At 71.4% G+C, this 23,659-nt stretch carries 20 protein-coding genes and 1 tRNA gene; 10 read left to right on the top strand and 11 right to left on the bottom strand.

From position 1 onward, the window contains the following. Nucleotide 1: 1 nt before the first annotated feature. Nucleotides 2–1,258 carry a phosphotransferase gene (locus NQ151_RS03420; protein ID WP_257508595.1) on the bottom strand — a complete coding sequence of 419 codons (1,257 nt, stop codon included), beginning with the start codon at nt 1,256–1,258 and terminating at the stop codon, nt 2–4. Nucleotides 1,259–1,322: 64 nt separating this feature from the next. Between NQ151_RS03420 and nudC the strand changes: the two genes are divergently transcribed. Continuing rightward, nucleotides 1,323–2,228 (top strand): NAD(+) diphosphatase, encoded by a 906-nt coding sequence (gene nudC, locus NQ151_RS03415; protein ID WP_257527015.1) that lies wholly within the window; start codon nt 1,323–1,325, stop codon nt 2,226–2,228. Next, a complete protein-coding gene (locus tag NQ151_RS03410; RefSeq protein ID WP_257527014.1) occupies nt 2,225–3,982 on the top strand; it encodes an ATP-dependent helicase in 1,758 nt (585 codons plus the stop codon). The genes nudC and NQ151_RS03410 overlap by 4 nt, the downstream gene beginning before the upstream one ends. 769 nt (nt 3,983–4,751) lie before the next feature. Here the strand turns inward: NQ151_RS03410 and NQ151_RS03405 are convergent. Beyond that, a complete protein-coding gene (locus NQ151_RS03405) occupies nt 4,752–6,194 on the bottom strand; it encodes a zinc-dependent metalloprotease (protein ID WP_257527013.1) in 1,443 nt (480 codons plus the stop codon). 117 nt (nt 6,195–6,311) lie between these two features. Between NQ151_RS03405 and NQ151_RS03400 the strand changes: the two genes are divergently transcribed. Further along, the gene (locus tag NQ151_RS03400; protein ID WP_257527012.1) at nt 6,312–7,433 is read left to right on the top strand and encodes a YlbL family protein; all 1,122 of its coding nucleotides are present in this window, start codon (nt 6,312–6,314) and stop codon (nt 7,431–7,433) included. A gap of 67 nt (nt 7,434–7,500) precedes the next feature. Further along, the gene (locus NQ151_RS03395) at nt 7,501–10,416 is read left to right on the top strand and encodes a UPF0182 family membrane protein (RefSeq protein WP_257508600.1); all 2,916 of its coding nucleotides are present in this window, start codon (nt 7,501–7,503) and stop codon (nt 10,414–10,416) included. Nucleotides 10,417–10,425: 9 nt separating this feature from the next. Here NQ151_RS03395 and NQ151_RS03390 read toward each other — a convergent pair whose 3' ends face one another. The 7 genes from NQ151_RS03390 to idi are packed head-to-tail and all read right to left on the bottom strand — an operon-like array spanning nt 10,426 to nt 15,960. Further along, nucleotides 10,426–11,292 (bottom strand): prenyltransferase, encoded by an 867-nt coding sequence (locus tag NQ151_RS03390; RefSeq protein WP_257527011.1) that lies wholly within the window; start codon nt 11,290–11,292, stop codon nt 10,426–10,428. Next, on the bottom strand, nt 11,289–11,594 hold the full coding sequence (locus NQ151_RS03385) for a lycopene cyclase domain-containing protein (protein WP_257527010.1): 306 nt from the start codon (nt 11,592–11,594) through the stop codon (nt 11,289–11,291). Before NQ151_RS03385 ends, NQ151_RS03390 begins: the two co-directional genes overlap by 4 nt. Further along, nucleotides 11,591–11,929 (bottom strand): lycopene cyclase domain-containing protein, encoded by a 339-nt coding sequence (locus NQ151_RS03380; RefSeq protein WP_257527009.1) that lies wholly within the window; start codon nt 11,927–11,929, stop codon nt 11,591–11,593. The genes NQ151_RS03385 and NQ151_RS03380 overlap by 4 nt, the downstream gene beginning before the upstream one ends. Then, complete coding sequence (gene crtI / locus NQ151_RS03375) at nt 11,929–13,488, bottom strand: phytoene desaturase family protein (RefSeq protein ID WP_257527008.1); 1,560 nt, start codon at nt 13,486–13,488, stop codon at nt 11,929–11,931. Before crtI ends, NQ151_RS03380 begins: the two co-directional genes overlap by 1 nt. Beyond that, nucleotides 13,485–14,351 carry a phytoene/squalene synthase family protein gene (locus NQ151_RS03370; RefSeq protein WP_257527007.1) on the bottom strand — a complete coding sequence of 289 codons (867 nt, stop codon included), beginning with the start codon at nt 14,349–14,351 and terminating at the stop codon, nt 13,485–13,487. Before NQ151_RS03370 ends, crtI begins: the two co-directional genes overlap by 4 nt. Further along, nucleotides 14,348–15,409 (bottom strand): polyprenyl synthetase family protein, encoded by a 1,062-nt coding sequence (locus NQ151_RS03365; protein ID WP_257527005.1) that lies wholly within the window; start codon nt 15,407–15,409, stop codon nt 14,348–14,350. Before NQ151_RS03365 ends, NQ151_RS03370 begins: the two co-directional genes overlap by 4 nt. Then, nucleotides 15,406–15,960 carry an isopentenyl-diphosphate Delta-isomerase gene (idi, locus tag NQ151_RS03360; RefSeq protein ID WP_257527004.1) on the bottom strand — a complete coding sequence of 185 codons (555 nt, stop codon included), beginning with the start codon at nt 15,958–15,960 and terminating at the stop codon, nt 15,406–15,408. The genes NQ151_RS03365 and idi overlap by 4 nt, the downstream gene beginning before the upstream one ends. Before the next feature lie 70 nt (nt 15,961–16,030). Between idi and NQ151_RS03355 the strand changes: the two genes are divergently transcribed. Continuing rightward, nucleotides 16,031–16,501 (top strand): MarR family winged helix-turn-helix transcriptional regulator, encoded by a 471-nt coding sequence (locus NQ151_RS03355; protein ID WP_257508608.1) that lies wholly within the window; start codon nt 16,031–16,033, stop codon nt 16,499–16,501. 52 nt (nt 16,502–16,553) lie between these two features. Here NQ151_RS03355 and NQ151_RS03350 read toward each other — a convergent pair. Then, nucleotides 16,554–16,630 (bottom strand) — tRNA-Met (locus NQ151_RS03350). A 101-nt stretch (nt 16,631–16,731) separates the two neighbouring features. On the opposite strand from NQ151_RS03350, the gene NQ151_RS03345 reads away from it, so the two are divergent. Both NQ151_RS03345 and NQ151_RS03340 read left to right on the top strand, forming a co-directional pair. Next, nucleotides 16,732–17,244, top strand: a complete 513-nt coding sequence (locus NQ151_RS03345) for a DUF6328 family protein (protein ID WP_257527003.1) — start codon at nt 16,732–16,734, stop codon at nt 17,242–17,244. Next, nucleotides 17,241–18,050, top strand: coding sequence for a carbon-nitrogen hydrolase family protein (locus tag NQ151_RS03340; RefSeq protein WP_257508610.1), 810 nt, complete (start codon nt 17,241–17,243; stop codon nt 18,048–18,050). The genes NQ151_RS03345 and NQ151_RS03340 overlap by 4 nt, the downstream gene beginning before the upstream one ends. A gap of 12 nt (nt 18,051–18,062) precedes the next feature. Here NQ151_RS03340 and NQ151_RS03335 read toward each other — a convergent pair whose 3' ends face one another. After that, entirely contained in the window at nt 18,063–19,265 is a 1,203-nt protein-coding gene (locus tag NQ151_RS03335; RefSeq protein ID WP_257508611.1) for a pyridoxal phosphate-dependent aminotransferase, read from the bottom strand. 110 nt (nt 19,266–19,375) lie between these two features. Between NQ151_RS03335 and NQ151_RS03330 the strand changes: the two genes are divergently transcribed. The 3 genes from NQ151_RS03330 to NQ151_RS03320 are packed head-to-tail and all read left to right on the top strand — an operon-like array spanning nt 19,376 to nt 23,659. Then, nucleotides 19,376–20,908, top strand: a complete 1,533-nt coding sequence (locus tag NQ151_RS03330; RefSeq protein WP_257527002.1) for a trypsin-like peptidase domain-containing protein — start codon at nt 19,376–19,378, stop codon at nt 20,906–20,908. Nucleotides 20,909–20,951: 43 nt separating this feature from the next. After that, nucleotides 20,952–22,211 (top strand): CDP-glycerol glycerophosphotransferase family protein, encoded by a 1,260-nt coding sequence (locus NQ151_RS03325; protein ID WP_257527001.1) that lies wholly within the window; start codon nt 20,952–20,954, stop codon nt 22,209–22,211. Further along, the gene (locus NQ151_RS03320; RefSeq protein ID WP_257527000.1) at nt 22,208–23,659 is read left to right on the top strand and encodes a CDP-glycerol glycerophosphotransferase family protein; all 1,452 of its coding nucleotides are present in this window, start codon (nt 22,208–22,210) and stop codon (nt 23,657–23,659) included. Before NQ151_RS03325 ends, NQ151_RS03320 begins: the two co-directional genes overlap by 4 nt.

The raw sequence follows: 23,659 nt of genomic DNA, 5'->3' as shown, positions 1-23,659 counted from the left end.
GTCAGTCGGTCGCTGTCCAGCGGCGCAGCGCATTGCGCGCGCTGTCGTCGCGGTCCTGCTCGTGCGAATCCGACTGCTCGGTGATGTCCACCGCCGGGCGGGCGGCGGGCTCGGTCGCCGCTTCGTCGGGCGAGAACAGGGACAGCTCGATGGGCTGGGTCACCTGGTCGGCCGGGTGGGAGTCGTCCTCGGAGGTGTCCTGCGTGAACATCGACATCAGCGACGGGTCGTAGGTGTCGGTCTGCATCGAGGTGTCGACGATCTCACCGGTGGCATCCGACATGCGGCCTACACGGGCCAGCGCGTCGTCGACGTCCACGGCATCCGCCGAGACCAGCGCGGTCTCGCCGACGCCCTCCGCGAGGGATTCCAACAGGGCGACCGCGTCGGCCACGACCTTCTCGCTGCCGGCGGCGTGCCCGTGGACGAGCCACTTGGCGAACTCGAGCTCGGCGTACAGCCGGGCACGGTCGCGCAGTCGCGCATCGGGCGCGCGGTGGGCGCTGGAGAGGTACCCGTCGTAGACGGCATCCGCCGCAGTGGGAGCAGACGCCAGCCACCGCAGGTCGGTGGCGGGGTCTCCCACGCTCAGGCCATGCCAGTCCAGCAGGCCGGTGACGGTCGGGCCCAAATCGGTGTCCTCGAGGAGGAACGCGGTCGGCTCGACACCGCCGAGGGTGACGGCCGCTTCGAAGCGCCACAGCTGCTCGGCAGCCAGCGCCGTGCTCCACCGGCGCAGCAGCGCGAACGGCAGCAGCCCGGTCGCCTCCGCCCGGTCCAGCAGACGCTCGGCCTCGTCGCGCACCTGCGCGGGGGAGCGTGCGGGGAGCCCGGCATCGCGGACGACGGAGACGGGAATGGCGTGCACGTTCGCCAGCGCTGCGCCCAGCGACGTGGCCACCCCGGGGCCCGGCGGCACGTGGCCGGCCTCGACGCGGTAGCCGGGAAGCAGGTCGGACACCAGCACGCGGGAGGAGCCGAGGCCGGCTTCGCCGAGCACCTCGGGGGCGCGGAAGGGCAGCACGCCGCGCACGCCCGCCGACAGCGCACGCAGCACCCGCACCTGGGCGGCGAGCTCCTCGGCGGCCTCCGGCGAGTTCGGCACGCGCACCACGACGCGGCGGCCGTCGTCGAGATCGGCGACGGCGGTATCGAAGCGACCGGTCGATCCTTCCGTCAGCTCGCCGACTCCCACCACGGCGACCCGAGGAAGGGCCGACGTGACGGACGCGGCTAGAGTGAGGGGTGAGCGTGCCATGCCCCCAAGGGTAGGTCGCGTGCGCTCCGACACCCCCGCGCCACGCCCGCAAGAGAGGTCCTGGATGACGGTGCCCGACAGTTCGCAGGCTCCCGCGACCGCCCCACTCGAGTGGGACCGTGCCGCCGAGGAGCGCACCGCCGAAGGCCTGCTCGACGCCGCGCGAGCCGATGCCGGCACCCGTGTGCTCGTCGTCCACGGCGACCGTGCGCCGCTGGCCGGCGACACCGCGCTGCGGTTCCTGAGCCCGAACGAGGTGGCAGACCAGGCGCAGTGGGCGTTCCTCGGCCGTGACGCGCAGGGCGTCGCCCTCCTGCTGGCCGCGCTGCCGGTGGACGCGCCGCTGCCGGACGGGCGGTGGGGCGCGCTGCGCGCCGTGGGCGGCGACCTCGTCTCCCACGATGCTGCGGTGTTCGTCGCGGGACTGAGCCTCGGCCGCTGGCTGCTGGACGCACCGTTCTGCCCGGCGTGCGGCGCGGCCACCCGCGTGCACGCGGCCGGCTGGGCGCGCACCTGCCAGGGATGCGGCCGGGAGCACTTCCCCCGAACCGACCCGGCCGTCATCGTCGCCGTTACCAGCGCCGACCGGCAGCGGCTGCTGCTGGGTTCCAACGCGCTGTGGGCGCAGCAGAACCGGTACTCGACCTTCGCCGGATTCGTCGAGGCGGGCGAGTCCCTCGAAGCCGCCGTGGTGCGGGAGGTGCAGGAGGAATCCGGGGTGCGGGTCGCCCAGCTGCGCTACGCCGGCTCCCAGGGCTGGCCGTATCCGCGTTCGCTCATGCTCGGCTTCCACGCCGTCACCGATGACGAGCAGGCGGCGCGTGCCGACGGCGAGGAGATCGTGGCGGTGCGCTGGTTCACCCGCGACGAGATCGGCGCCGCCCTCGCCGGCGGCGGCGACGTGCTGCTGCCCGGCACCGCCTCGATCGCCCACCGCCTGATCACGCAATGGCACGAGGGACTCGCGTGAACGTCGAACCGCTCGCAGGACTCGACGACAACCAGCTGAAGGCGGCCACGGCGCTGCGGGGACCGGTGTGCGTGCTCGCCGGTGCCGGCACCGGCAAGACCCGCGTCATCACGCACCGCATCGCGCACGGCGTCGACACCGGCGCGTATTCGCCTGGCCGCGTCATGGCGGTCACCTTCACGACGAAGGCCGCCGGCGAACTGCGCGGCCGGCTGCGCGCGCTCGGGGTGCCGGGAGTGGCCGCCCGCACCTTCCACGCCACGGCGCTGGCGCAGCTGAACTTCTTCTGGCCGCAGCTGGCCGGCGGCAGTGCGCCGTCGATCGTCAACGGCAAGGTACGCGCCCTCGCCCATGCCGCCGACGGTCTGGGATTCGACCCGGGCCCGGCGGCGCTGCGCGACGTCGCGGCGGAGATCGAGTGGCGCAAGGTCACGATGCGCTCCATCGAGGACTACGCCATCGCCCGCCCGCGCGGGGTCGCCGGGCTCGACCTGGAGCAGGTGGTGGACCTGCAGCGCGCGTACGAGAAGCTCAAGGACGAGCGGCATCAGCTCGACTTCGAAGACGTGCTGCTGGCCTGCGCGGGCATGATCGAAGCCGAACCCCACGTCGCGGCCGCCGTGCGCGAGCAGTACCGCCACTTCACCGTCGACGAGTTCCAGGACGTTTCGCCGGTGCAGAACCGGCTGCTGGAACTGTGGCTCGGCGACCGACGCGACCTGTGCGTCGTCGGCGACGCGAGCCAGACCGTCTACTCGTTCGCGGGGGCAGACCCGCAGTTCCTGCTCGGTTTCGCCGACCGGCATCCGGATGCCAGAGTCGTGCGCCTGGACCGCAACTACCGGTCGGATGCCGCGGTGCTCGCCGTCGCGAACGACCTGATGCGCGATCGCCCCGGCGCGCTGACGCTGGTCGCCGCCTCCGGCGCCGAACCCGGCCCGACGCCGGTGGCGACCACCTACCCGCACGACGCGGCCGAAGCCGCCGGCGTCGCCCGGGCCATCGCGGCGCAGATCGCCGCCGGCACCGACCCGCACGACATCGCGGTGCTGTATCGAACCAACTCGCAGTCGGCACCGCTGCTGGCAGCCCTCGCGGAACGCCACATCGCCGCGACCGTGCTGGGCGGCAAGCGCTTCTTCGACCTGCCGGAGGTGCGTCAGGCGCTGCTGGAACTGCGGGCGGCGACCGTCGCCCCGCTGGAGACGGCGTTCCTGCCGACGGTGCGCGACATCCTGCGCCGGTCGGGCCTGAGCGACGAGCCGCCTCCCGCCGGCGGCGCGGTGCGCGACGCCTGGGAGGCGCGGGCGGCGATCCTGCGCCTGGCGGAAGAGTCGCCGGAGGGCACCACGCTGCGCGGCTTCACCGACGACCTGCTCGCCCGCGCGAAGGACCAGCACGAGCCGTCGCTGCGCACCGTGACGCTGGCGACCCTGCACGCGGCCAAGGGCCTGGAGTGGGACCACGTCCACCTGGTGGGGCTGGCCGAAGGCCTGCTGCCCATTTCCTACGCGACGACCCCGGAGACCATCGACGAGGAGCGGCGCCTGGCCTACGTCGGCATCACGCGCGCCGCGCGGACACTGTCGCTGTCATGGGCTCGGGGAATGGGACAACGCGAGAGGTCGGTGTCCCGCTTCCTGCGAGAGATCGGCACCGACACTCTTCGTGTGGTCGATGCTCGTGCCACGTCGGGCGCGCGTGCCGGGCGCGGATCGTCACAGAGCGCGACACGGAGCGAGAGCCCGAGCTGACGATGCGCCGGGCCAGGATCGCCGCGTCGTAGAGGATGCTGCGCGGCGTCGCAGGCGCCGGCAGCATCAGCAGCTGGGCGGCGATGGCCGGCCACGCCGGGTCGTCGTCGCGGCGGTGGGCGGCAAGGCACGCCAGACACGGCGTCACCCCCGGCACGACGAGCGGGCCCACCTCGACGCGGTCGTGCGCGAGCACGATCGGCAGGTGCCGCACGTCGTCGCGCATGAACCGTGCCGATCGTCGCGGGTCGAGGACGTGGGGTGCCACGGCGACCACCGGGGTTCCGGCGGGCACCGGCAGCGACGCCAGATCCCACCACGGCGACACCTCGGCATCCGCCCCGGTCTCCGCGAACGCGTCGATCAGGGTGTCGGCGAGCAGCGGCGGCAGATCGTGGGGCAGCTCCAGGCGCACTGCCGGCGCCGGCGGGTCGTCGCGTTCGCACAGCACCGGTTCCAGCAGCTGCCGGAACGCCGCCGCCTCGTTCGGATCCGCGCCGAACGCTCGCGCGCACGCGTCGAATGCGGACGAGGGGATGCCGTCGCCCAGCGCCGCAATGAGCCTTGTCTGCCAGGGGGCAAGAGGATCGACGACGGCGAGGCCGGCGGCACCGAACTGCAGGCTCGTGTCGCTGCGCCACAGCGGCGGGTGGAGGGGATTGAGGCGAAGCATGCCCCGATTGTGCGCCGCCCGGTGACCGCCTGGGCGGCGCTGTCCACAGACCTCACGCCGGAACGGCGCGAGGGATGGCTGGGGAGGAGACCCCGATCAGACCGGGCGGGGACCGGCCGGGTCGTCGCCGGAAGGATCGCCCGAATCCTCGCCGGCGCTGCCGGAGCCGCCGGAGTCGCCGGAATCCGCGCTGTCGGCGGACGCGTCGTCCGCCGCCTGGCTCAGCAGCGCGTCGAGTGCGTCGTCCATCGCGTCGCGCTGCGGCTCGTCGCCGCGGGCGTGCGCCTGCAGTCGCGCCACGAGCGCGGCGGGGTCGTCGATGTCCTCCGAGCTGGGCATGAGGTCGGGGTAATCCCAGAGCGCGTCGCGGCCGGCGATGCCGACCGCGTCGGTGACGGCCCGCCACATCGCGGCAGCCTCGCGCAGCCGCCGCGGGCGCACTTCCAGTCCCACGAGCGACCCCAGCGCCTGCTCGGCCGGGCCGCCCACCGCACGGCGGCGGCGGACGACCTCGGTGATGCGGTGCGCTTCCGGCAGCCGCGTCGTGGCGGCTTCCGTGACGACGTCGACCCAGCCTTCGATGAGGGCCAGCAGATTCTCCAGACGCGCCAGTGCCGCCGTCTGCGCTTCGGAACGCTGCGGCAGCAGCGCGCCGCTCTCCAGCGCCTGGCGCAGCTCCTCGGGCTGGGACGGGTCGAACCGCGACGCGAGGTCTTCCAGCGCTTCGGTGTCGACGTGGATGCCGCGGGCGAAGTCGGTCACCTGCGAGATGACGTGCAGCCGCAGCCACCGGGCGTGACGGAACAGGCGGGCGTGGGCGAGTTCGCGCGTTGCCAGGTACAGCGCCAGTTGATCGTCGGCAATGCCGAGGTCGCGGCCGAAGTCGGCGAAGTTCTGCGGCAGGATGGCCGCGTCGCCGGCGGGCATGACCGGAAGGCCCACGTCGCCGCCGCTGACCACCTCGGTGGACAGTCGCCCGACCACCGCTCCCAGCTGGGCGGCGAACAGCGACCCGCCCACGGTGCGCATGAGGCGCCCGGCGCCCTGCACCATGGCACGCATCTCCTCGGGCACCTGGGCATCCAGCGCCGCCGTCAAGGCGTCGGCGATGCTGAGGGCCACCGGCTCGGCCAGCTCCTGCCACACCGGCAGGGTCGCCTCGACCCAGCCGCCGCGGGTGAGGGTGCGGGGCGGCTGCGTGAGCTCCGGCACGGTCGTCGCCTCGCTCAGCCACAGCGCCGCCAGCGAGAACGCCTCGCCGAGGTCGGTGCGCTCACCGGTGGTGATGCCCATCCCGTCCTGGTTGGCGATGTGCAGCGCCTGCCGTTTGGCCATGTCCCACGAGATGCCCTCCGCGGGGGCGTTCGCGAACGCGCCCTGCAGATGCCGCATCACCTGCTGCATCATGGCGGGGTCGATGCCCAGCCCCGACAGCCGGGAGAGCTGCTCGGGATCGATCGCGCCGGGCTGTCCGCCGAACAGCTGGCGCATGAGCTCCTGGAACTCGTCCTCGGGGGAGCGGTCTTCGCCGTCGGCCATGTCAGGTGCCTTTCAGCAGGTGGGGGGTGTCCCGCTCTACGCTAGTGGCACCCTTGACTCGCACCACCCGGCACGTTTTCGCCGGTCGCGAACGACCCGGCACAGAAAGGCCCCCCGTTGGCCCTCTTCGATGAGAACGTCACGATCGTTCCGGCCCCCCGGCGACAGCCGCCGCGCGGAATGATCGCCGGCATCTGGTCCCTTGTGGTCGCCCTGGTGATCCTGCTGACCCTCACGTTCCTCCCCACCGCGTACGTCATCCAGCAGCCGGGCCCGGTGTACGACACCCTCGGCACGGCGACGACCGGTGACGGCGAGGAGGTTCCCTTGATCTCGGTGGAGGGGGCCGAGACCTACCCCACCGACGGCGCGCTGGATCTGCTGACGGTGCAGGTGGTCGGCAACCGGGAACACCCCCCGTCGTGGTTCGAGCTCGTCCTGGCGTGGTTCGACCGCACCCGGGCGGTGATCCCCATCGAGGAGGTGTTCCCCGTCGGGCAGACCACCGAGCAGCGCAACGAACAGAGTTCGGCGATGATGATCGACTCCCAGCAGGAGGCCACCGCCGCCGCGCTGGGCGAACTGGGCTATGACATCGGCGCCGAGCTGACGGTGTACTCCCTCACCGAAGATTCGGCCGCGAACGGCGTGCTGGAAGAGGGCGACGTCATCCTTGCCGTCGAGGGGCGCGAGGTCGCCGACGCCGTGGAGGTGCGCGAGATCGTCGGCGAGGCCGCCGGCGAACCGGTGACGCTCACGATCGAGCGCGACGGCCGGCAACGCGACGTGTCCGTCACGCCCGCCGAGCAGAAGATCGACGGCGAGACGGCGTGGCTGCTGGGGGTGACCCTCATGAACGCGTACGACTTCCCGATCGACGTGACGATCCAGCTCGACAACGTCGGCGGACCCAGCGCCGGCATGATGTTCGCACTGGGCATCATCGACACCCTCACCCCCGGCGAACTCAACGGCGGCGCGCAGGTCGCCGGCACCGGCACCATCAGCGGCGCCGGCGAGATCGGGCCCATCGGCGGCATCCGACAGAAGCTGTGGGGGGCGGAGGATGCCGGCGCGGAGATCTTCCTCGCGCCCACAGCGAACTGCGGCGAGGTCGTGGGGCACGTGCCCGACGGGCTGGACGTGTTCGCCGTGGCGACCCTCGACGACGCACTCGAGGTGCTCGAGACGGTCCGCGACGACGGTGACCTGGAGGCGCTGCCTACCTGCACGCCCTGAGTCTGCTGAGCATGTCCCCGGCATCTCCTCGGCGTTTCCTCAGAACCCGGACGCCTAGGATTGCAGGGTGACCACCACCTCAGCGCCGAATCAGGCCACGCCGAGCACCTCACGACGCGCGATCACGATCACCCTCGCGGTCATCGCAGCGCTCGTGGTGGCGTTCTTCGCGTTCTCGACCCTCTATGCGGACTGGCTCTGGTACGAGCAGCTCGGCTTCGACAGCGTGTTGGTCACGCAGTGGACCGCGCGGGTATCGATGTTCGCGATCGGGTTCCTGGGCATGGCGGTGCCGGTGTGGGTCGCCATCCAGCTGGCGTATCGCCTGCGCCCCGTGTACGCGCGGCTGAGCTCTCAGCTGGACCGCTACCAGGAGGTCGTCGAGCCGCTGCGGCGCCTGGCGATGTGGGGCATCCCGGTGTTCTTCGGCTTCTTCGCCGGCTTCGCCGCCTCGTCGCAGTGGGAGACCACGTGGCTGTGGGCCAACGGCGTCGCCACGAACACCACCGACCCCGAGTTCGGTCTCGACACCGGTTTCTACCTGTTCGCCATGCCGTTCTACTCGGCAGCACTCGGGTTCATCTCCGCTGTCGTCCTGGTGTGCCTGCTGGTCACCGCGGTCGTGTCGTACCTGTACGGCTCGGTGCGGGTGGGCCAGCGGGAGCTGCGCATCTCCAAGTCCGCGCGCATCCAGCTGGCGGTGCTGGCGGGCCTGTACCTGCTGCTGCAGGCGGTGAGCCTGTGGCTGGACCGCTACAAGAACCTCGTGCAGGACAACGATCGCATCACCGGTGCCAGCTACGTCGACGTCCACGCGATCATCCCCGGTCAGGCGATCCTCGCCGTCATCGCGGTGCTCGTCGCGGTGCTCTTCTTCGTCACCGCCGTCATCGGCCGCTGGCGCTACCCGCTGATCGCGACGGCGCTGCTGATCGTGTCGTCGCTGGTGGTCGGCGTGGCCTACCCGTGGTTCGTCCTCAACGTGCAGGTGCGCCCGAACCAGCAGACGCTGGAAATGCCGTTCTACGAGCGCAACCTCGAGGCCACCCAGGCCGCGTACGGCATCGACGCCCTGGAGCGCACCGAGTTCGAGGCCGTCACGGACGTGGAACCCGGGCAGCTGCGCGAGGATGCCGAGACGACCGCCTCCATCCGCATCATGGACCCCGCGATCATCAACCCCACGGTGCGCCAGATCGAGCAGTACCGCTCGTACTACCAGTTCACCGACCCGCTGGACGTTGACCGGTACGAGATCGACGGGCAGTCTCAGGACACCGTGGTGTCGGTGCGCGAGCTCAACCTCAACCAGCTGGGAAACGCGGCATCGTGGTACACCACGAGTCTCGTCTACACCCACGGCTACGGCATGGTCGCGGCCAAGGGCAACGAGCGCACCGCCGACGGCAACCCGGTCTTCATCGAACGCGGCATCCCCGTCAGTGGCGAGCTCAGCGACATCGGCGACGGCTTCGAGCCGCGCGTGTACTTCGGTGAGACCTCGCCGCCTTACTCGATCGTCGGTGCGCCCGAGGGTCGGGCCCCCGTCGAGCTGGACTACCCCAGCGGTGAAGACGGCGCCAACGAGACGAAGACGACCTTCACCGGCGACGGCGGCCCGAGCGTGGGCAACATGTTCAACCGCCTCATCTACGCGCTGAAGTTCCAGGCGACGGACATGCTGTTCTCCGATGCCATCAACGACGAGTCGCAGATCCTCTACGACCGCGACCCGCTCACCCGCGTGCAGAAGGCGGCGCCGTACCTCGAGCTGGACAGCGACCCGTACCCGAGCGTCGTGGACGGGCGCATCGTCTGGATCGTCGACGGCTACACGCTCAGCGAGAACTACCCGTATTCGTCCACGGTGAGCCTGAGCGACGCGATCTCGGACTCGACCAACCCGACCCCGACGGTCGCGCTGGACAACATCAACTACATCCGCAACTCGGTCAAGGCCACCGTCGACGCCTACGACGGCTCGGTGAAGCTGTACGCGTGGGACGAGGAAGACCCGCTTCTGCAGGCGTGGCAGAAGATCTACCCGACGACCGTCGGGTCGATCGACGAGATGTCGGGCGAGCTGATGAGTCACGTGCGCTACCCGACCGACCTGTTCAAGGTGCAGCGGGCCATGCTCGGCAACTACCACGTCGACGACGCGCAGTCGCTGTATCAGCGCGACAACGCATGGAAGACCCCGGACGACCCCCAGGATGACGGCCAGCTCCAGCCGCCGTACTACCTGACGATGCAGATGCCCGGTCAGGAAGCACCGGCCTACTCGATGTTCACCACCTTCATCCCCGGCGGTGAGGACACCCGCAACGTGCTGATGGGTTACCTCGCGGTCGATTCGGACGCCGGCAGCGAGCAAGGCGTGAAGGCTGACGACTACGGCAAGCTGCGGATGCTGGTGGTCGATGCCGAGACCCCGGTGCCCGGCCCGGGTCAGGTGCAGAACACCTTCGACGCCGATCCCGAGGTGTCGTCGTTCGTGAACATCCTCCAGCAGGGTCAATCGCAGGTGCTCAACGGCAACCTGCTGACACTTCCGGTCGGTGGCGGTCTGCTGTACGTGCAGCCGGTGTTCGTGCAGTCCTCCGGAGCCACGAAGCTGCCGACGCTGCAGAAGGTGCTGGTCGGCTTCGGTGACCAGGTCGCGTTCGAGGACACCCTGCAGGAGGCACTTGACGTGCTGTTCGGCGGCGACTCCGGTGCCAGCACCGGGGACGAGGGGGTCACCCCGACCGACCCGGCCGAGCCGGCCGACCCGAATGCCCCGGCAGAGCCGGAGGCACCGGCGGTCCCGGCGGCTGACTACGAGGCAGCACTCGAGCAGGCGCGTCAGGCGATGAGCGATCGCCAGGCCGCTCTGCAGGCCGGCGACCTCACCGCGTTCGCTGAGGCGGACGAGCGCCTGACCGCCGCGGTGGAGACGCTGCTGCAGCTCAGTGAGGCGGAGGAGACCGGCGGGGAGTGACCCGGCAGCTCATGAGGTGAGCAGCCACCACCAGATGAGCAGCACCGTCACGCCGAAGCCGGCGAACTGATTGAGCCAGAGGAAGCGACGCCATCCGCGCGTCGCTTCCTCTGCTGTTTCGTCCGTGATCGACCGGAACGGCCACAGCGTCGCCAGGTACGGCAGCACCAGGACCGCGGCGAGCGGGCCGGGCCACGTCGTGCCGAGCATGACCAGACCGGATGCCGCATAGCAGGCCAGCGCGAAACGCACGGTCCACCGCGCCCCGCGCACCGTCGCGATGGAGGCGATGCCCGCCTCGCGGTCGGCCACCACGTCCTGCACGGCGCCGAACGCGTGCGAGGCGACACCCCACAGCGCGAAGGCGATGACGATGAGCACGAGTTGCCACGTCCACGTGGCATCCGCCAGCACGAAGCCGTAGACGGCCGGGGAGAAGAAGTGGATGGCGCTGGTCAGCGAGTCGGCGAACGGCACTTCCTTCAGCCGCAGCGGCGGGGCGCTGTAGAAGACGACGAAGAACAGGCTCGCCGCCAGCACCGCCCACGACGCCGTCGAGCCCGCCACCACGAGGAACACCACGAACGGGGCGCAAGTCACCCCCGCCGCCCACAGCGTCGTGGCGTGCAGCCGGCGCTCCAGCACCGCGCCGTGTACCCCGCCCTTGCGGGGATTGCGCAGGTCGGATTCATAGTCGAAGACATCGTTGACGCCGTACATCGCCAGGTTGTACGGCACCAGGAAGAACAGCGTCCCCACGATCAGGACCACGTCGACCTCGCGGGCGGTGAGCAGATACGCCGCCGCGAACGGGTAGGCGGTGTTGACCCAGCTGACCGGGCGCGAGGACACCAGCAGTTGCGTCGCGGTGTTCACGCGCGGCTCCGCGGCGTGAGCAGCGTCCACACCGCGGGGACGAGGAAGGCCGCGCACACCGGGTAGGAGAAGTCCTCGATGGGCGCGAGTCCGATGCGGATGCCGGTGATGTCGTCCTCCGGGTAGGTGAACAGGTCTGCCGCGATCATCGCATTGTCGAACACCGCAGTGAGTACCACGAGCACGGCGGCGGCCACAGCGGAGGCGATCATGCGGCGGCCGAAGTGCGGCCGGACGGCGCTGGCCCCGGTGACGACGACGGTGACCAGCGCGAACGGGAGGATGACCCAGGCGTAGGTCATGCCGGTTCCTCCCGGCGCTGCCGCAGGCGCCGGTGCACGCGCTCCGCGCCGCGGAAGCACACCAGCGCGAGATAGCACAGGAAGGCCAGGAACAGCGGCTCCTCCATGGGCAGGTGCGGAGCGAGATCGATGCCGATCAGCAGCGGGCTGTCGCCCTTGATGAAGACGCCGGCGGCGATGCCGGCGGCATCCCAGGCGACGAAGAACGCCGTGCCGATGCCCACCGCCGCCACGGTGCGGCCCGGCGCATCCCAGAACGCGAGCCGCAGCCGGGCATCAAGCAGCGCGATCCCGGCGGCGGACAGCAGGATCGCCAGCAGGTACAGCCCCGGCATCACGTCTCCGCGGCGGTGGGGACCGGCAGCGGACCTGTCGTGCGGTCGCCTCGTAGACGCTTGACGACCAGCTCCGCCGAGATGAGGCACATCGGCAGTCCGATCCCCGGCAGCACCGAGGCGCCGGCGTAGTAGAGGCCCTCGACCTTGCTCGAGGTGTTGCGCGGGCGGAACAGGGCGCTCTGCCCGAGGGTGTGCGCCAGCCCCAGCGAGTTTCCGCGCCAGGCATGCAGGTCGACGGCGAAATCGGCGGGGGAGACGGTGCGACGAACCCGCACCCGTTCGGCCAGGTCCGGGATGTCACACCAGGACGCGATCTGGTCGATGACGGCATCCGCCGCCCGCTCGATGAGCGCGTCGCCGGTGCCGGCGACGCCGCCTTGGCCCAGGGCGGGGTCGGCGGGGATCGGCACCAGCACGAAGAGGTTCTCGCTGCCGGCGGGGGCGACGGTGTCGTCGGTCGCGCTGGGGCGACACACGTACAGCGACGCCGGCTCCGGGATGCGGGCGTCGGTGCCGAAGATCGCGGCGAAGTTCTCCTGCCAGTCCCGCGCGAACAGCAGCGTGTGGTGGGCCAGTTGCGGCAGCGGCCCTTCTACGCCGAGCATCAGCAGCAGCGCACCGGGGCTCGGCGTGCGCGTGCGCCACCACCGCTCCGGGCGCTCCCGCAGCGAGGGGGGAAGCAGCGCCGTCTCGGTGTGGTGCAGATCGGCGGTGGAGACGACGACGTCGGCATCGAGGATCGCGCCGTCGACGAGGCCCACGCCCGTCGCGCGGCGCCCGCTGGCACGGATGCGCGCCACGCCGGTGCCGGTGCGGATCGTCACGCCGCGCTCCCGGGCGAGCCGCTCGATCGCGGCGATCACGGTGGTGAAGCCGCCCCGCGGGTACAGCACGCCCTCGTCCAGGTCGAGGTGGCTCATCAGGTGGTAGAGGCTCGGCACCTCGAAGGGCGAACCGCCGAGGAAGACGGCCGGGTACCCCAGCACCTGTCGCAGCAGCGGGTCGGAGAACTCCCGCTGCACAAGGGTCGCCAGCTTGCGGGTGAGCAGCGGGGCCAGCTGGGGCAGCCGGCGCAGGAGCGCCGGGTCGCGCAGCCCCGCCATCGTCTCGTACGTGTCGTAGAGGAAGCGGGTGACCGCCAGGTCGTAGGCGTCCCCGGCGGAGTCGAGGTACCGGGACAGGCGGGCGCCCGCCCCCGGTTCACGCGACTCGAACAGCGCGGTCGCCGCCTCGCGGCCCGAGACGACGTCGAGGCGGTCGGCGGGGTGGCCGCCGGTCGGCTCGCCGTACACGCGGTACGCCGGATTCAGCGGCACGAGATCCAGCTCGGCGGCGGCACTCGTGCCCAGCAGGGCGAAGAAGTGCTCGAACACCTCGGGCATGAGATACCAGCTGGGCCCGGTGTCGAAACGGAATCCGTCGCTCTCCCAGGATCCGGCGCGACCGCCGAGATCGTCGCGAGCCTCCACGAGGGTCACCTCATGCCCCTCTTGGGCCAGCAGTGCCGAGGTGGCCAGGCCCGCGATGCCGCCGCCGATGACGACCGTGCGGGTCACGTACGTGCCCCTCTCGGGCCGAACCCCAGCATCGCGCGAGCGGCGAGGGTCGCCTTCACCGGGTCGGGCACCCGCACGCGCAGGTCCTGCCCGATGCCGTCGTCTGCACGCAGACGCTGGGCCAGCGCGGCGAACAGGTCGTGGGCGACGGTCACCGCCCGGCGGCAATCGGAGGGCAGCTGCAGCACGACGGCGGCCGCCGCCGCGAGATCGGCGTCGACGCGGTCGAGCACCTCGGTGCGTGCGGCGCCCCCCGCCCGCACGCCGAGGTAGTCCCGTCCCAGCGCGGTGGCGTCGTGGGAGAGGTCGCGGAGGAAGTTGACGTCCTGGAAGGCGGCGCCCAGTCGCCGGGCGCCATCGCGCAGCTCCGCGGAAGGGGTGACGGGGGAGGAGGCCCCGATGTTGAGGAAGATCTGCAGGCACATCAGGCCCACGACTTCGGCAGAGCCGTACACGTAGCTGTCGTGGCTGCGCGCGTCGTGGGCGGCGACGGACAGGTCAGTGCGCATCGACGCGAAGAAGGGGCGCACGAGGGAAGAGTCGATGCCCGCTTCGCGCGCCGTGCGGCAGAAGGCGTGCACGATGAGGTTGGTGGAGAACCCGCGGGTGATGGCCGTCAGGGTCTCCGCCTCCAGCTCGTCCAGCACCCGCCGCAGGGTCTCCGGCGCCAGCCCCGCCTCGGCGGCGGGACCGTCGACGACCTCGTCGGCGATGCGCACCAATGCGTAGACGTTGCGCACATGCGGACGCACCCGGGTTCCCAGCAGCCGCGCAGCGAGCGAGAACGACGTGGAATACGCGGTGATGACCGTGCCGGCGGCGGCCTGCGCGGCGCGATCGTACAGTTCCAGGCCGGTGCTCATGGGATGCGTCTCTGGATCGCGTCGCACAGTTGCGCCAGCAGTAGGGTCGCCTGCGCCGGCAGCGCCTCGTCGGCGGCGGCCGCGCGGGCGTCGGCGAGGGTGTGCTCCACCAGCACCACCAGGCGCCGCCGTGCGCCGCTGGCATCCAGCGCCTGCTGCGCGTGTCGCACGGCGACAGGTCCGGTCCACGCCAGCGAGAGGGCGACGTCGACCTGCGCCCAGGAGGGGCTCTCCCGTGCGAGCGCGACCAGCGGGGTGCGCTTGGCCGCCCGCAGGTCTGCCCCCTCGACACGCCCGGCGCGCGCGGCCGGTGCGAACGCGCCGATGAGGTCGTCGACCAGCTGGAAGGCGAGGCCGGCCAGTCCGCCGGCACGCTGCAGTGCGGCGTCGGTGGCTCCCGACGATCCGGCCAGCAGTGCGCCGGCGCGCAGCGGCGAGGCGAAGGAGTAGACGGCGGTCTTGTCGTGGGTGGCCGCGAGGACCTCGTCCGCATCCGGGTAGTCCCGGCGCACGGTATTGGCGACGTCGGCGAGTTCCCCGGCGGCCGAGACCAGCACGGCGTCGTCGAGCAGATCCAGCACTGCCGCCCGGCTCGCCGCCGGCAGGTCCGTGAGGGACACCGTGCGCGTCGCCTCGTGCAGCAGCACGTCGCCGGCGAGGATGCCGGCCGTCTCACCCAGCAGCGCCGCCCCCGCGGCATCCGCCCCCTGATCCCGCGCGAGCACGGCGAACTCGCCCGCGATGTTCGGGGTGCCGCGGCGCTCGGTGTCGCGGTCGATGACGTCGTCATGGATGACGAAGGCGGTGTGGAGCAGCTCGAACGCCGCGGCGATCTCGTACACGCCGTCCGCGGCGGGAGTCTCCCCGCCGCACGCGCGGTAGGCGGCGGCCACCAGGGCCGGGCGGAAACGCTTGCCGCCCGCCGCGGCGCGGCGCATCGCCCCGGCGAGGGGCCGGATGTCGCCGGACAGCGGCGCGATGCGGGCGTCGAGTCGGTCGAAGGCCGCGTCGATGGCCTCGTCGATGCCGGTGCGGTCGACCGTCTCCAGCGCGATCATGTCGCACCCCGCCCGGACGCGGTGAGTGAATCGAACACGTGCAGCTGGCGGGCCTGCAGCACGAGCCACGGGCTGAAGGCCCACGGCGTCGCCTCGAGCGACCGGGTCAGCGCAAGCGGGTCGACCCAACGGGCCTCGGCGACCTCGTTCGGGTTGAGCACCGGCTCCGCGCTCGTGCGGGCGGTGTACACCGGGCAGAGCTCGTGCTCGACGATGCCGCTGGCATCCACTGCGCGGTAGCGGAACAGTGGCAGCGACAGCTCGATGTCGGTGAGGGTGAGGCCGAGTTCGTATTCGGCGCGGCGGCGCACCGCGGAAAGCAGGGGTTCGGCGGGCCGCGGGTGCCCGCAGAAGGAGTTGCTCCACACCCCGGGCCAGGTCTTCTTCGTGACCGCGCGGCGCGTCACGAGAAGCTCGCCGGCGGGGTTGAGCACATGGCAGGAGAACGCGAGGTGCAGCGCCGTGTCGGTCCCGTGCACGCTGGACTTGGCGGCGGTGCCGATCTCTCGGCCGTCGTCGTCGAGAAGCACGACCAGCTCTTCGTCATTCATTAGCGCTCCTGGTTGCTAGTTTATCTAGCGATCTGGCACGATGATACCGATGGTGAGCGGGGGTGTCCACATGACCGCGGAGCACCGGCAGTCCACGGAGCATGACCGCGCTGTGCGGTCAGCGCTGGAAGCGGTGAGGACGTTCAGCGACGCCGTCGACCGCATGCACAGCGGCATGAAGGACGACATGGACATGAACGCCACCGACGTGGCGGCGCTGCGGATGCTGATCATGCGCGAGCAGCGGGGGCAGCCGGTGAGTCCCCACGACGTCTCCCGGCACCTGCGGATCTCCACCGCGTCGACGACGAAACTGCTGGACCGGCTGAGCGAATCCGGGCATGTGCAGCGTCGGCGGCATCCGCGCGACCGGCGCGCACTCATCGTGGAACTCACCGATCAGACGCGCGAGGAGTTCCAGCGCACCTTCGGCCGGCGGATGCAGGAACTGCGCGCCGTGGCGGAGCAGTTCGACGACGAACAGCTGCAGGCGATCGCGCGCTTCATCGAAGGCACCGCCCAGGTGCTCGATCCGGGGTGAGACCGGCGGGGGAACGAAGAAGGCCCTCGCTGACGCGAGGGCCTTCTTCTCTTGGTTGCGGGGGCAGGATTTGAACCTACGACCTCTGGGTTATGAGCCCAGCGAGCTACCGAACTGCTCCACCCCGCGGCACGTTTAATAGCCTAACACGGCTGTGAAGGGCTCCGCGACATGGGCGGGCCCGGCGCCGCGGGTTGCCCCCGACCGGCGGCCTGGCCAGGATGAAACGCATGCCCGATGCATCCGACGACGAACCACACCGACACCTGCCGGACGGGCGCGATGAAACGCCTGCGGAACGGGCCGATCGCAACTGGAACGAGGTGCTGCAGGAGCTGCGGGTGTTGCAGACGGGCACCCAGATCCTCACCGGGTTCCTGCTCGCGCTGGCGTTCCAGCCCGCTTTCGCCGACCTCGGCGACGGGCAGCGGGTGTTCTACCTCGTGCTCATCGTGCTGGCCGCCCTCAGCGCCATCGTCGCGCTGGCGCCGGTGGCGCTGCACCGCCTCCTCTTCCAGCAGCGGGCCAAGGGCACCGTGGTCATCTACGGCCACCTCGCACTGCTGATCTCGCTGCTGACCGTCTCGCTGCTGCTGGTGGGTGTCGTCGCCTTCGTGTTCGACGTGGTCGTCAGCGACACGGCATCATGGACAGCGGGCATCGCGCTGAGCGTCCTCATCGCCGTGCTGTGGATCGTCGTACCGCTCGTGGTGCGCGCCCGCCGAGAAGGGGAGAGCCGATGAGTGCCGAATCCGTCGCCGTCGCCGTCGCGCAGTTCGGGCCCACCGCGGGGGCTGACGCCAACCTGGCGCACATCGAGCAACTCGTCGCGCGCGCCCACGACCGCGGTGCACGCGTCGTGCTGTTCCCGGAGTACTCCAGCTACTTCGTCGACCCTTTCGACGAGTCCCTCGCCCGCAACGCTCAGGACATCGACGGCCCCTTCGTGCAGGGGCTCATCCAGATCGCCGCCCGCTACGACCTGCACGTGGTCGCGGGGCTGCTGGAGCGGGGCCGGGACGCTCAGAAGGTGCGCAATACGGTCGTGGCGGTGGATGCCACCGGGGTGCTGGCCCGCTACCGCAAGCTCCACCTCTACGACGCGTTCGGGCAGCGGGAGTCGGACTGGGTGGAGCCGGGGGAGCTGACCCCACCGGAGACGTTCGAGGTCGGCGGCCTGCGGTTCGCCCTGATGACCTGCTACGACCTGCGGTTCCCGGAGGTGTCCCGGCTGCTGGCCGATGCCGGTGCCGATGTGATCCTGGTGGCCGCCGAGTGGGTACGCGGGGCGCTGAAGGAGCACCACTGGCGGACGCTGCTGACGGCCCGGGCGATCGAGAACACCCTGTTCGTCGCGGCATCCGACCATCCGCCGCCGCTGGGGGTGGGGCACTCGATGATCGTGGATCCGCAGGGCGTGCAGCTGGCCGCCGTCGGCACGACCACCGACGTCGCCGTGGCCCATCTGGAAGTGGATGCCGTCGCGCGGGTGCGCCGGGTGAACCCGTCGCTGGCGCTGCGCCGGTTCACCGTGCAGCCGCGGGGCTGACCCGGGCGCCGCTCAGCCGCCCAGGACCGCCAGGCGCGAGACCGCGTCGTCGAGCACCTCGGTGCGCTTGCACGCGGCGAAGCGCACGAGCGTCGCGTAGTCGTCGCGATGCTCGGCGGCGGCGAACGCGGTGAGCGGGATCGCCACGACACCGGCGCGTTCAGGAAGTTCGCGGCAGAACTGTGCGGCATCCGTCGCACCCAGCGGCGCGGCATCGGCGACGGTGAAGTACGAGCCCTGGGGCGTGGAGACGCCGAACCCGGCGGCGCGCAGTCCCCGCCCGAGCAGGTCGCGCTTGGCGCGCAGGGTCGCCGCCGCACCGGCGAAGAAGTCGTCGGGCAGTCGCAGTCCGGTCGCGATGGCGGGCTGGAACGGGGCGCCGTTGACGTAGGTGAGGAACTGCTTGACCGTCAGCACCGCCGTCACGAGATCGGCCGGTCCCGAGATCCAGCCGATCTTCCAGCCGGTGGTGGCGAAGGTCTTGCCGGCCGACGAGATCGTCAGCGTGCGCTCCCACGCGCCCGGCAGCGTCGCGATGGGGATGTGTACGGCATCGAACACGAGGTGCTCGTACACCTCGTCGGTGAGGACGATCGCATCGTGGCGGTCGGCGAGTCGCACGATCTCCTCGAGCGTCTCGCGGGTGAACACGGCGCCGGTGGGGTTGTGCGGGTCGTTGACGAGGATGACCCGGGTGCGGTCGGTCACCGCACGGCGGAGGTCGTCGAGGTCGGGCTGGAAGTCGGGCCAGCGCAGTGGCACCGTCACCAGGCGCGCGCCGGCCAGTGCCACGCACGCGCCATAGCTGTCGTAGTAGGGCTCGAACACGACGACCTCGTCGTCGGGCCCGTCCACGAGCGCCAGGAGTGCGGCGGCGAGCGCCTCGGTGGCCCCGGCTGTGACAAGCACGTGTCGCTGCGGATCCAGGTGCAGCCCGTAGAAGCGCTGCTGGTGTTCGGCGATCGCCTCGAGCAGCTCCGGCATGCCGCGCCCCGGCGGGTACTGGTTCACGCCGTGGGAGATGGCTGCGCGCGCGGCCTCGAGCACTTCTGCTGGACCGTCCTCGTCGGGGAACCCCTGCCCGAGGTTGATTGCTCCGGTGCGGGCGGCCAGCGCGCTCATCTCGGCGAAAATGGTGGGAACTGCGGTACCGTCTGCGGCCAGCAGTCCCGCTCCGGTTGCGGCGCGGCGCCAGGCGCCGGGAATCTCTCGCATCCCGCTCACGCTACACGCATAGGGTGATCCCATTCGGGGCATAAGCAACACACAGCATCGGGCGGCAATCTGTACTTGCCTGTCAGATTGCCTGCCAGAAGGAGATTTGCATGAACGAGAACGAGGGCATCCGCCCCGAAGACATTCCTGCCTCGGGCTCACCCGAGCAGCCGGCTCCGGTCGCTCCTGAGCGCCCGCCGCTGCCGACGCAGCCCGCGGCGCAGTCCGCGTCCCAGCCCGGCCCGTACGCCGGGCAGCCGTACCCCGGCGCGCCGCAGCGGCCCGGCGTCCAGCCGCCCTACGGCTCCGGACAGCCGGCCGGTCGTCCGTACGGTGCACCCGCCCCCGGCTACGGTGCGCCGCAGCAGTCGTACGCCGGCAACGCGTCGGCGACCCAGCCCACCGCGCCGCTGAGCGGCACCGAGTCCGGCGGGACCCGGTCCGAGAAGTCGACCGTGGGCGCCGGCAAGGTCGCCGCGCTGATGGTCGCCGCAGCCCTCGTGGGCGGCACGGCGGGCCTCGGCGGCGCGTACGCGGGCGTCAACATCTGGAGCGCTTCGCAGCCGGTCACCGCCTCGGGTCCGGCTTCGGTCACGATCAACGACCCTGATGAGGTCAACCAGACCACCGGGGTCGCGGCGAAGGTCGTGCCCAGCTCCGTCACGATCGCGGCCAGCTCCGGCGACGCCGGCGGCACCGGGTCGGGTGTGATCCTCACCGAGGACGGCTACGTCGTCACCAACACGCACGTGGTCACCCTCGACGGCGCGACCTCGGATGCCGAGCTGTCGGTCACCACGGCCGACGGCCGCGTGTACGACGCCGAGATCGTGGGCCTGGACCCGCTGTATGACCTCGCCGTCATCAAGCTCGTCGACGCGGAGGGCCTGACCCCGATCGAGTTCGCCGAATCGGGCGACCTCAACGTCGGTGACGTCGCGATCGCCGTCGGCGCGCCGCTGGGCCTGTCGAACACGGTGACCAACGGCATCGTGAGCGCGCTCAACCGTTCCATCCAGATCGCGTCGTCGGCCGCTCCCGAAACGCCCGAAGACGGCACGGAGCAGACGCCGCCGGGCGAGGGCGAAGAGGGCCCGTACTACTTCGACTTCGGTCAGGGCGAGCCGCAGCAGGCCACCTCGACCATCTCGATCTCGGTGCTGCAGACCGACGCCGCGATCAACCCCGGCAACTCCGGCGGCGCGCTGGTGGACGATGAGGGCAAGCTCATCGGCATCAACGTCGCGATCGCCACGGCCGGCTCGTCCGGCGAATCGGGCTCGATCGGCGTGGGCTTCTCGATCCCGTCGGACATCGTCAAGCGCATCACCGATGAGCTGATCGAGACCGGCGAGGCCTCTCACGGGCTGCTGGGCGCCATGGTCGCCCCGGCCGCCAGCGTGGAAGGCGCCACGACGACCGGTGCCTACATCGACGAAGTCACCGAGGGTGGCGCGGCCGCTGAGGCTGGCCTGCGCGCCGGCGACATCGTCACCGGATTCGACGGACTGCCGATCACCGACGCCACCGACCTCACCGCCCAGGTGCGTGCCGTGGCCGGCGGCAGCGAAGTGAGCCTCACGGTCATCCGTGACGGCGAGACCCGCACGGTCGACGTGACCCTCGGTGACCTGACCGACTGATCCACGACCGAACCAGGACGCCACCCCGCGATAGGCTCGCGGGGTGGCGTCCTTCTCGTTCGGTGCAGGCAACGCCGGAAAGCTGGCCCGCATCCCGTTGTACGCGGCGGGCCGTCTTGCCACCATCGTCATCCCGCGCACCGGCGACGAGTGGGTCTTCGGATCCGCGGCCGGTCTGGCCGACGGTGGGTGGGCGCTGTGGCGCGAAGCCGTGGAGCGGCACGGTGTCAGCGCGACCTGGCTCACCGGCACCGCCGCCGAGGCCGCGCAGGCGCAACGCCGCGGCATCCGCTGGGTGCCCAAGCACTCCTTCCGAGGCTTCTGGCGCACCGCCCGCGCCCGCGTCGTGGTCGTCACCCACGGGTTCGGCGACGCCAACCGGTACGCGCAGTCGGGGGCGTTCATCGTGCAGCTGTGGCACGGCATCCCGCTCAAGCGCATCGGGCTCGATTCCGAAGAGACCCTCCGCAGCCGCTTCCTGCCGCGCTCACGCGCGGTGCGGACCCTGCTGCGCGTGATGTTCCGCCACTCCGCGGCGGCCATCGCCGTGCTTCCCGCTGCCTCGCACCTGGTGCGCGGGCGCTTGGAATCGGCGTTCGGCCTGCCGGACGGTCGCGTCGTCGTCACCGGCGAGCCGCGCGTCGACGTGCTGTCGCAGGGCACCGCCGATGACCGGCGTGCCGCCGGCCGGGCGGTCATCGCTGCGGCCACCGGTCCGGTCACCGACGCGACCCGCTTCGTGCTGTACGCGCCGACGTGGCGTGACGGTGATGTGGACCCGTCGATCCCGGATGCCGCGCAGTGGCAGCGCATCGTCGACGTGCTGACCCGGCACGACGCGGTGCTGCTGGTGCGACCGCACCATCTGGGCGCCGGCCACTACGCACCGCCGGCAGGCACCGACCGGGTGCGCCTGATGGGCAGCGACGTGGTCGCCGACGTCACGCCCGCGCTCCCCGGCGTGGACGTGCTCATCACCGACTACTCCTCGCTCGCCTACGACGCGGGGCTCGTGCCGCTGCCGGTGCTGTACCTCGCGCCGGACCTGCAGGCCTATGCGGCGCGGCGGGGGTTCTACGGCACGTATGCCGACGTCGCCGGGGAAGATCCGGCTGCGAACTGGCAGGAGGCCTGTGGCCAGCTGGACGCAGTGCTGGGGGAGGATGCCGCCCGCGCCGAGCGTGTCGAGCGGTCGCGGCGGCTGAGCGAGCGCGTGCACGCGTATCGTGACGGCGGCAACACTGCGCGGGTGTACCGCGTCATCCGGGCGGGGCTTTCCGCACGATCGAAGGGTTCCGTATGATCCGAGCACGTCTCATCGCCGACGACGGTGCCGCGCTCGAGCTCTCGGGCACCGGGGCCCGGCCGGCCGGTGCCGAGCTGGTGGGTCCCCGTGCGCGGGTGGCGGCCAAGCTCACCGGCCGCGGTGCGACGTGGCGGGCCGTGTTCGCGCTGCGCGCGGCGCGGTGGGGCGGCCCCGAGCTGCCGCTGCCGACGGGTTCGTACGACGTGGTCGTCACCGGTGCCGACGGGGAGCGGCTGGAGGCGGTGGCGGCCGTGCCGCTGACCATGCTGGGGACGCTGCGGGCGGAGCTTGCGGGCACCGTGCTGCAGGTGGGTCCGCCGGTGAACCCCGCCTACGACTCCGGCGACGGGCAGGCCGCGCTGGAGCGGCGCTACGCGACCCGCTCGGGTGACCTCGAGAACGCGGTGTTCTTCGAGAGCTTCTACGGCCGCAACGCCAGCTGCAACCCGCTCGCAATCGATCGCGAACTGGCGCGGGTGGCACCGGGCGTGACGCGCTACTGGAGCGTGGTGGACCTGTCGGTCGCGGTGCCCGACGGTGCGATCGCGGTGGTCGAAGGATCGCCGCAGTGGTGGCGGGCGCGCGGGGCCTCACGGCTGCTCGTGGTCAACGATTGGCTGCGCCGCCGCTTCGAGCGTCGCCCCGGGCAGGTGGTGCTGCAGACCTGGCACGGCACGCCGCTGAAGCGCCTCGCGCTGCACCGACCCGGATTCGACCCGCGGCGCACCGTGGCGGTCGTCCGCGAGGCGCGGCGATGGAACGTGCTGCTGGCGCAGAACCCGTACGGCGGACGCATCATGAAGAAGGCATACGCCTTCTTGTCCCGCCCGATCTGGGTGGAGGGCTACCCCCGCAACGACGTGCTCGTCACCGGCGACGGTGCGGCCACCCGGGCAGAACTCGGGATCGGCCCGGGCGAGCGCGTGCTGCTGTACGCACCCACGTGGCGGGAGGACCGCGAGCAGATGGTCGATTTCGTCGATCCGGGGGCGCTGGCGGCGGCATCCGATGCCGTCGTGCTCGTCCGCGGGCACTCGCGCACGCTGCTGCCGGGGCGCGACGCGTCGGGTCCGCGCGTCATCGACGTGACGGCCTTCCCCGACACCGCCCGGCTGCTGCTGGCCGCCGACGCGCTCATCACCGACTACTCGTCGATCATGTTCGACTTCAGCGTCACCGGAAAGCCGATGTACTTCCTGGTGCCCGATCTCGACCACTATCGCGGCGAGCTGCGCGGCTTCTACTTCGACCTCGCCGCACACGCACCCGGACCAGTGGTGCGCTCGACGGATGAACTCGTGGCGGCGCTGGCCGACGACGAGGGGCCGCAGCGCCACGCGGCGGCGTATGCGACGTGGCGCGAGCGGTTCAACCCGCGCGATGACGGCCACGCCGCCGAGCGGGTCGTGGCCCGCATCCTCGACCAGGGGTACGTGGCGCGCTGA

This window comes from Microbacterium sp. zg-YB36, from assembly GCF_024623575.2.
Classification (GTDB): Bacteria; Actinomycetota; Actinomycetes; order Actinomycetales; family Microbacteriaceae; genus Microbacterium.
The sequence above is the reverse complement of the archived record's forward strand: the minus strand, read 5'-3'. Positions and strand labels throughout refer to the sequence as shown.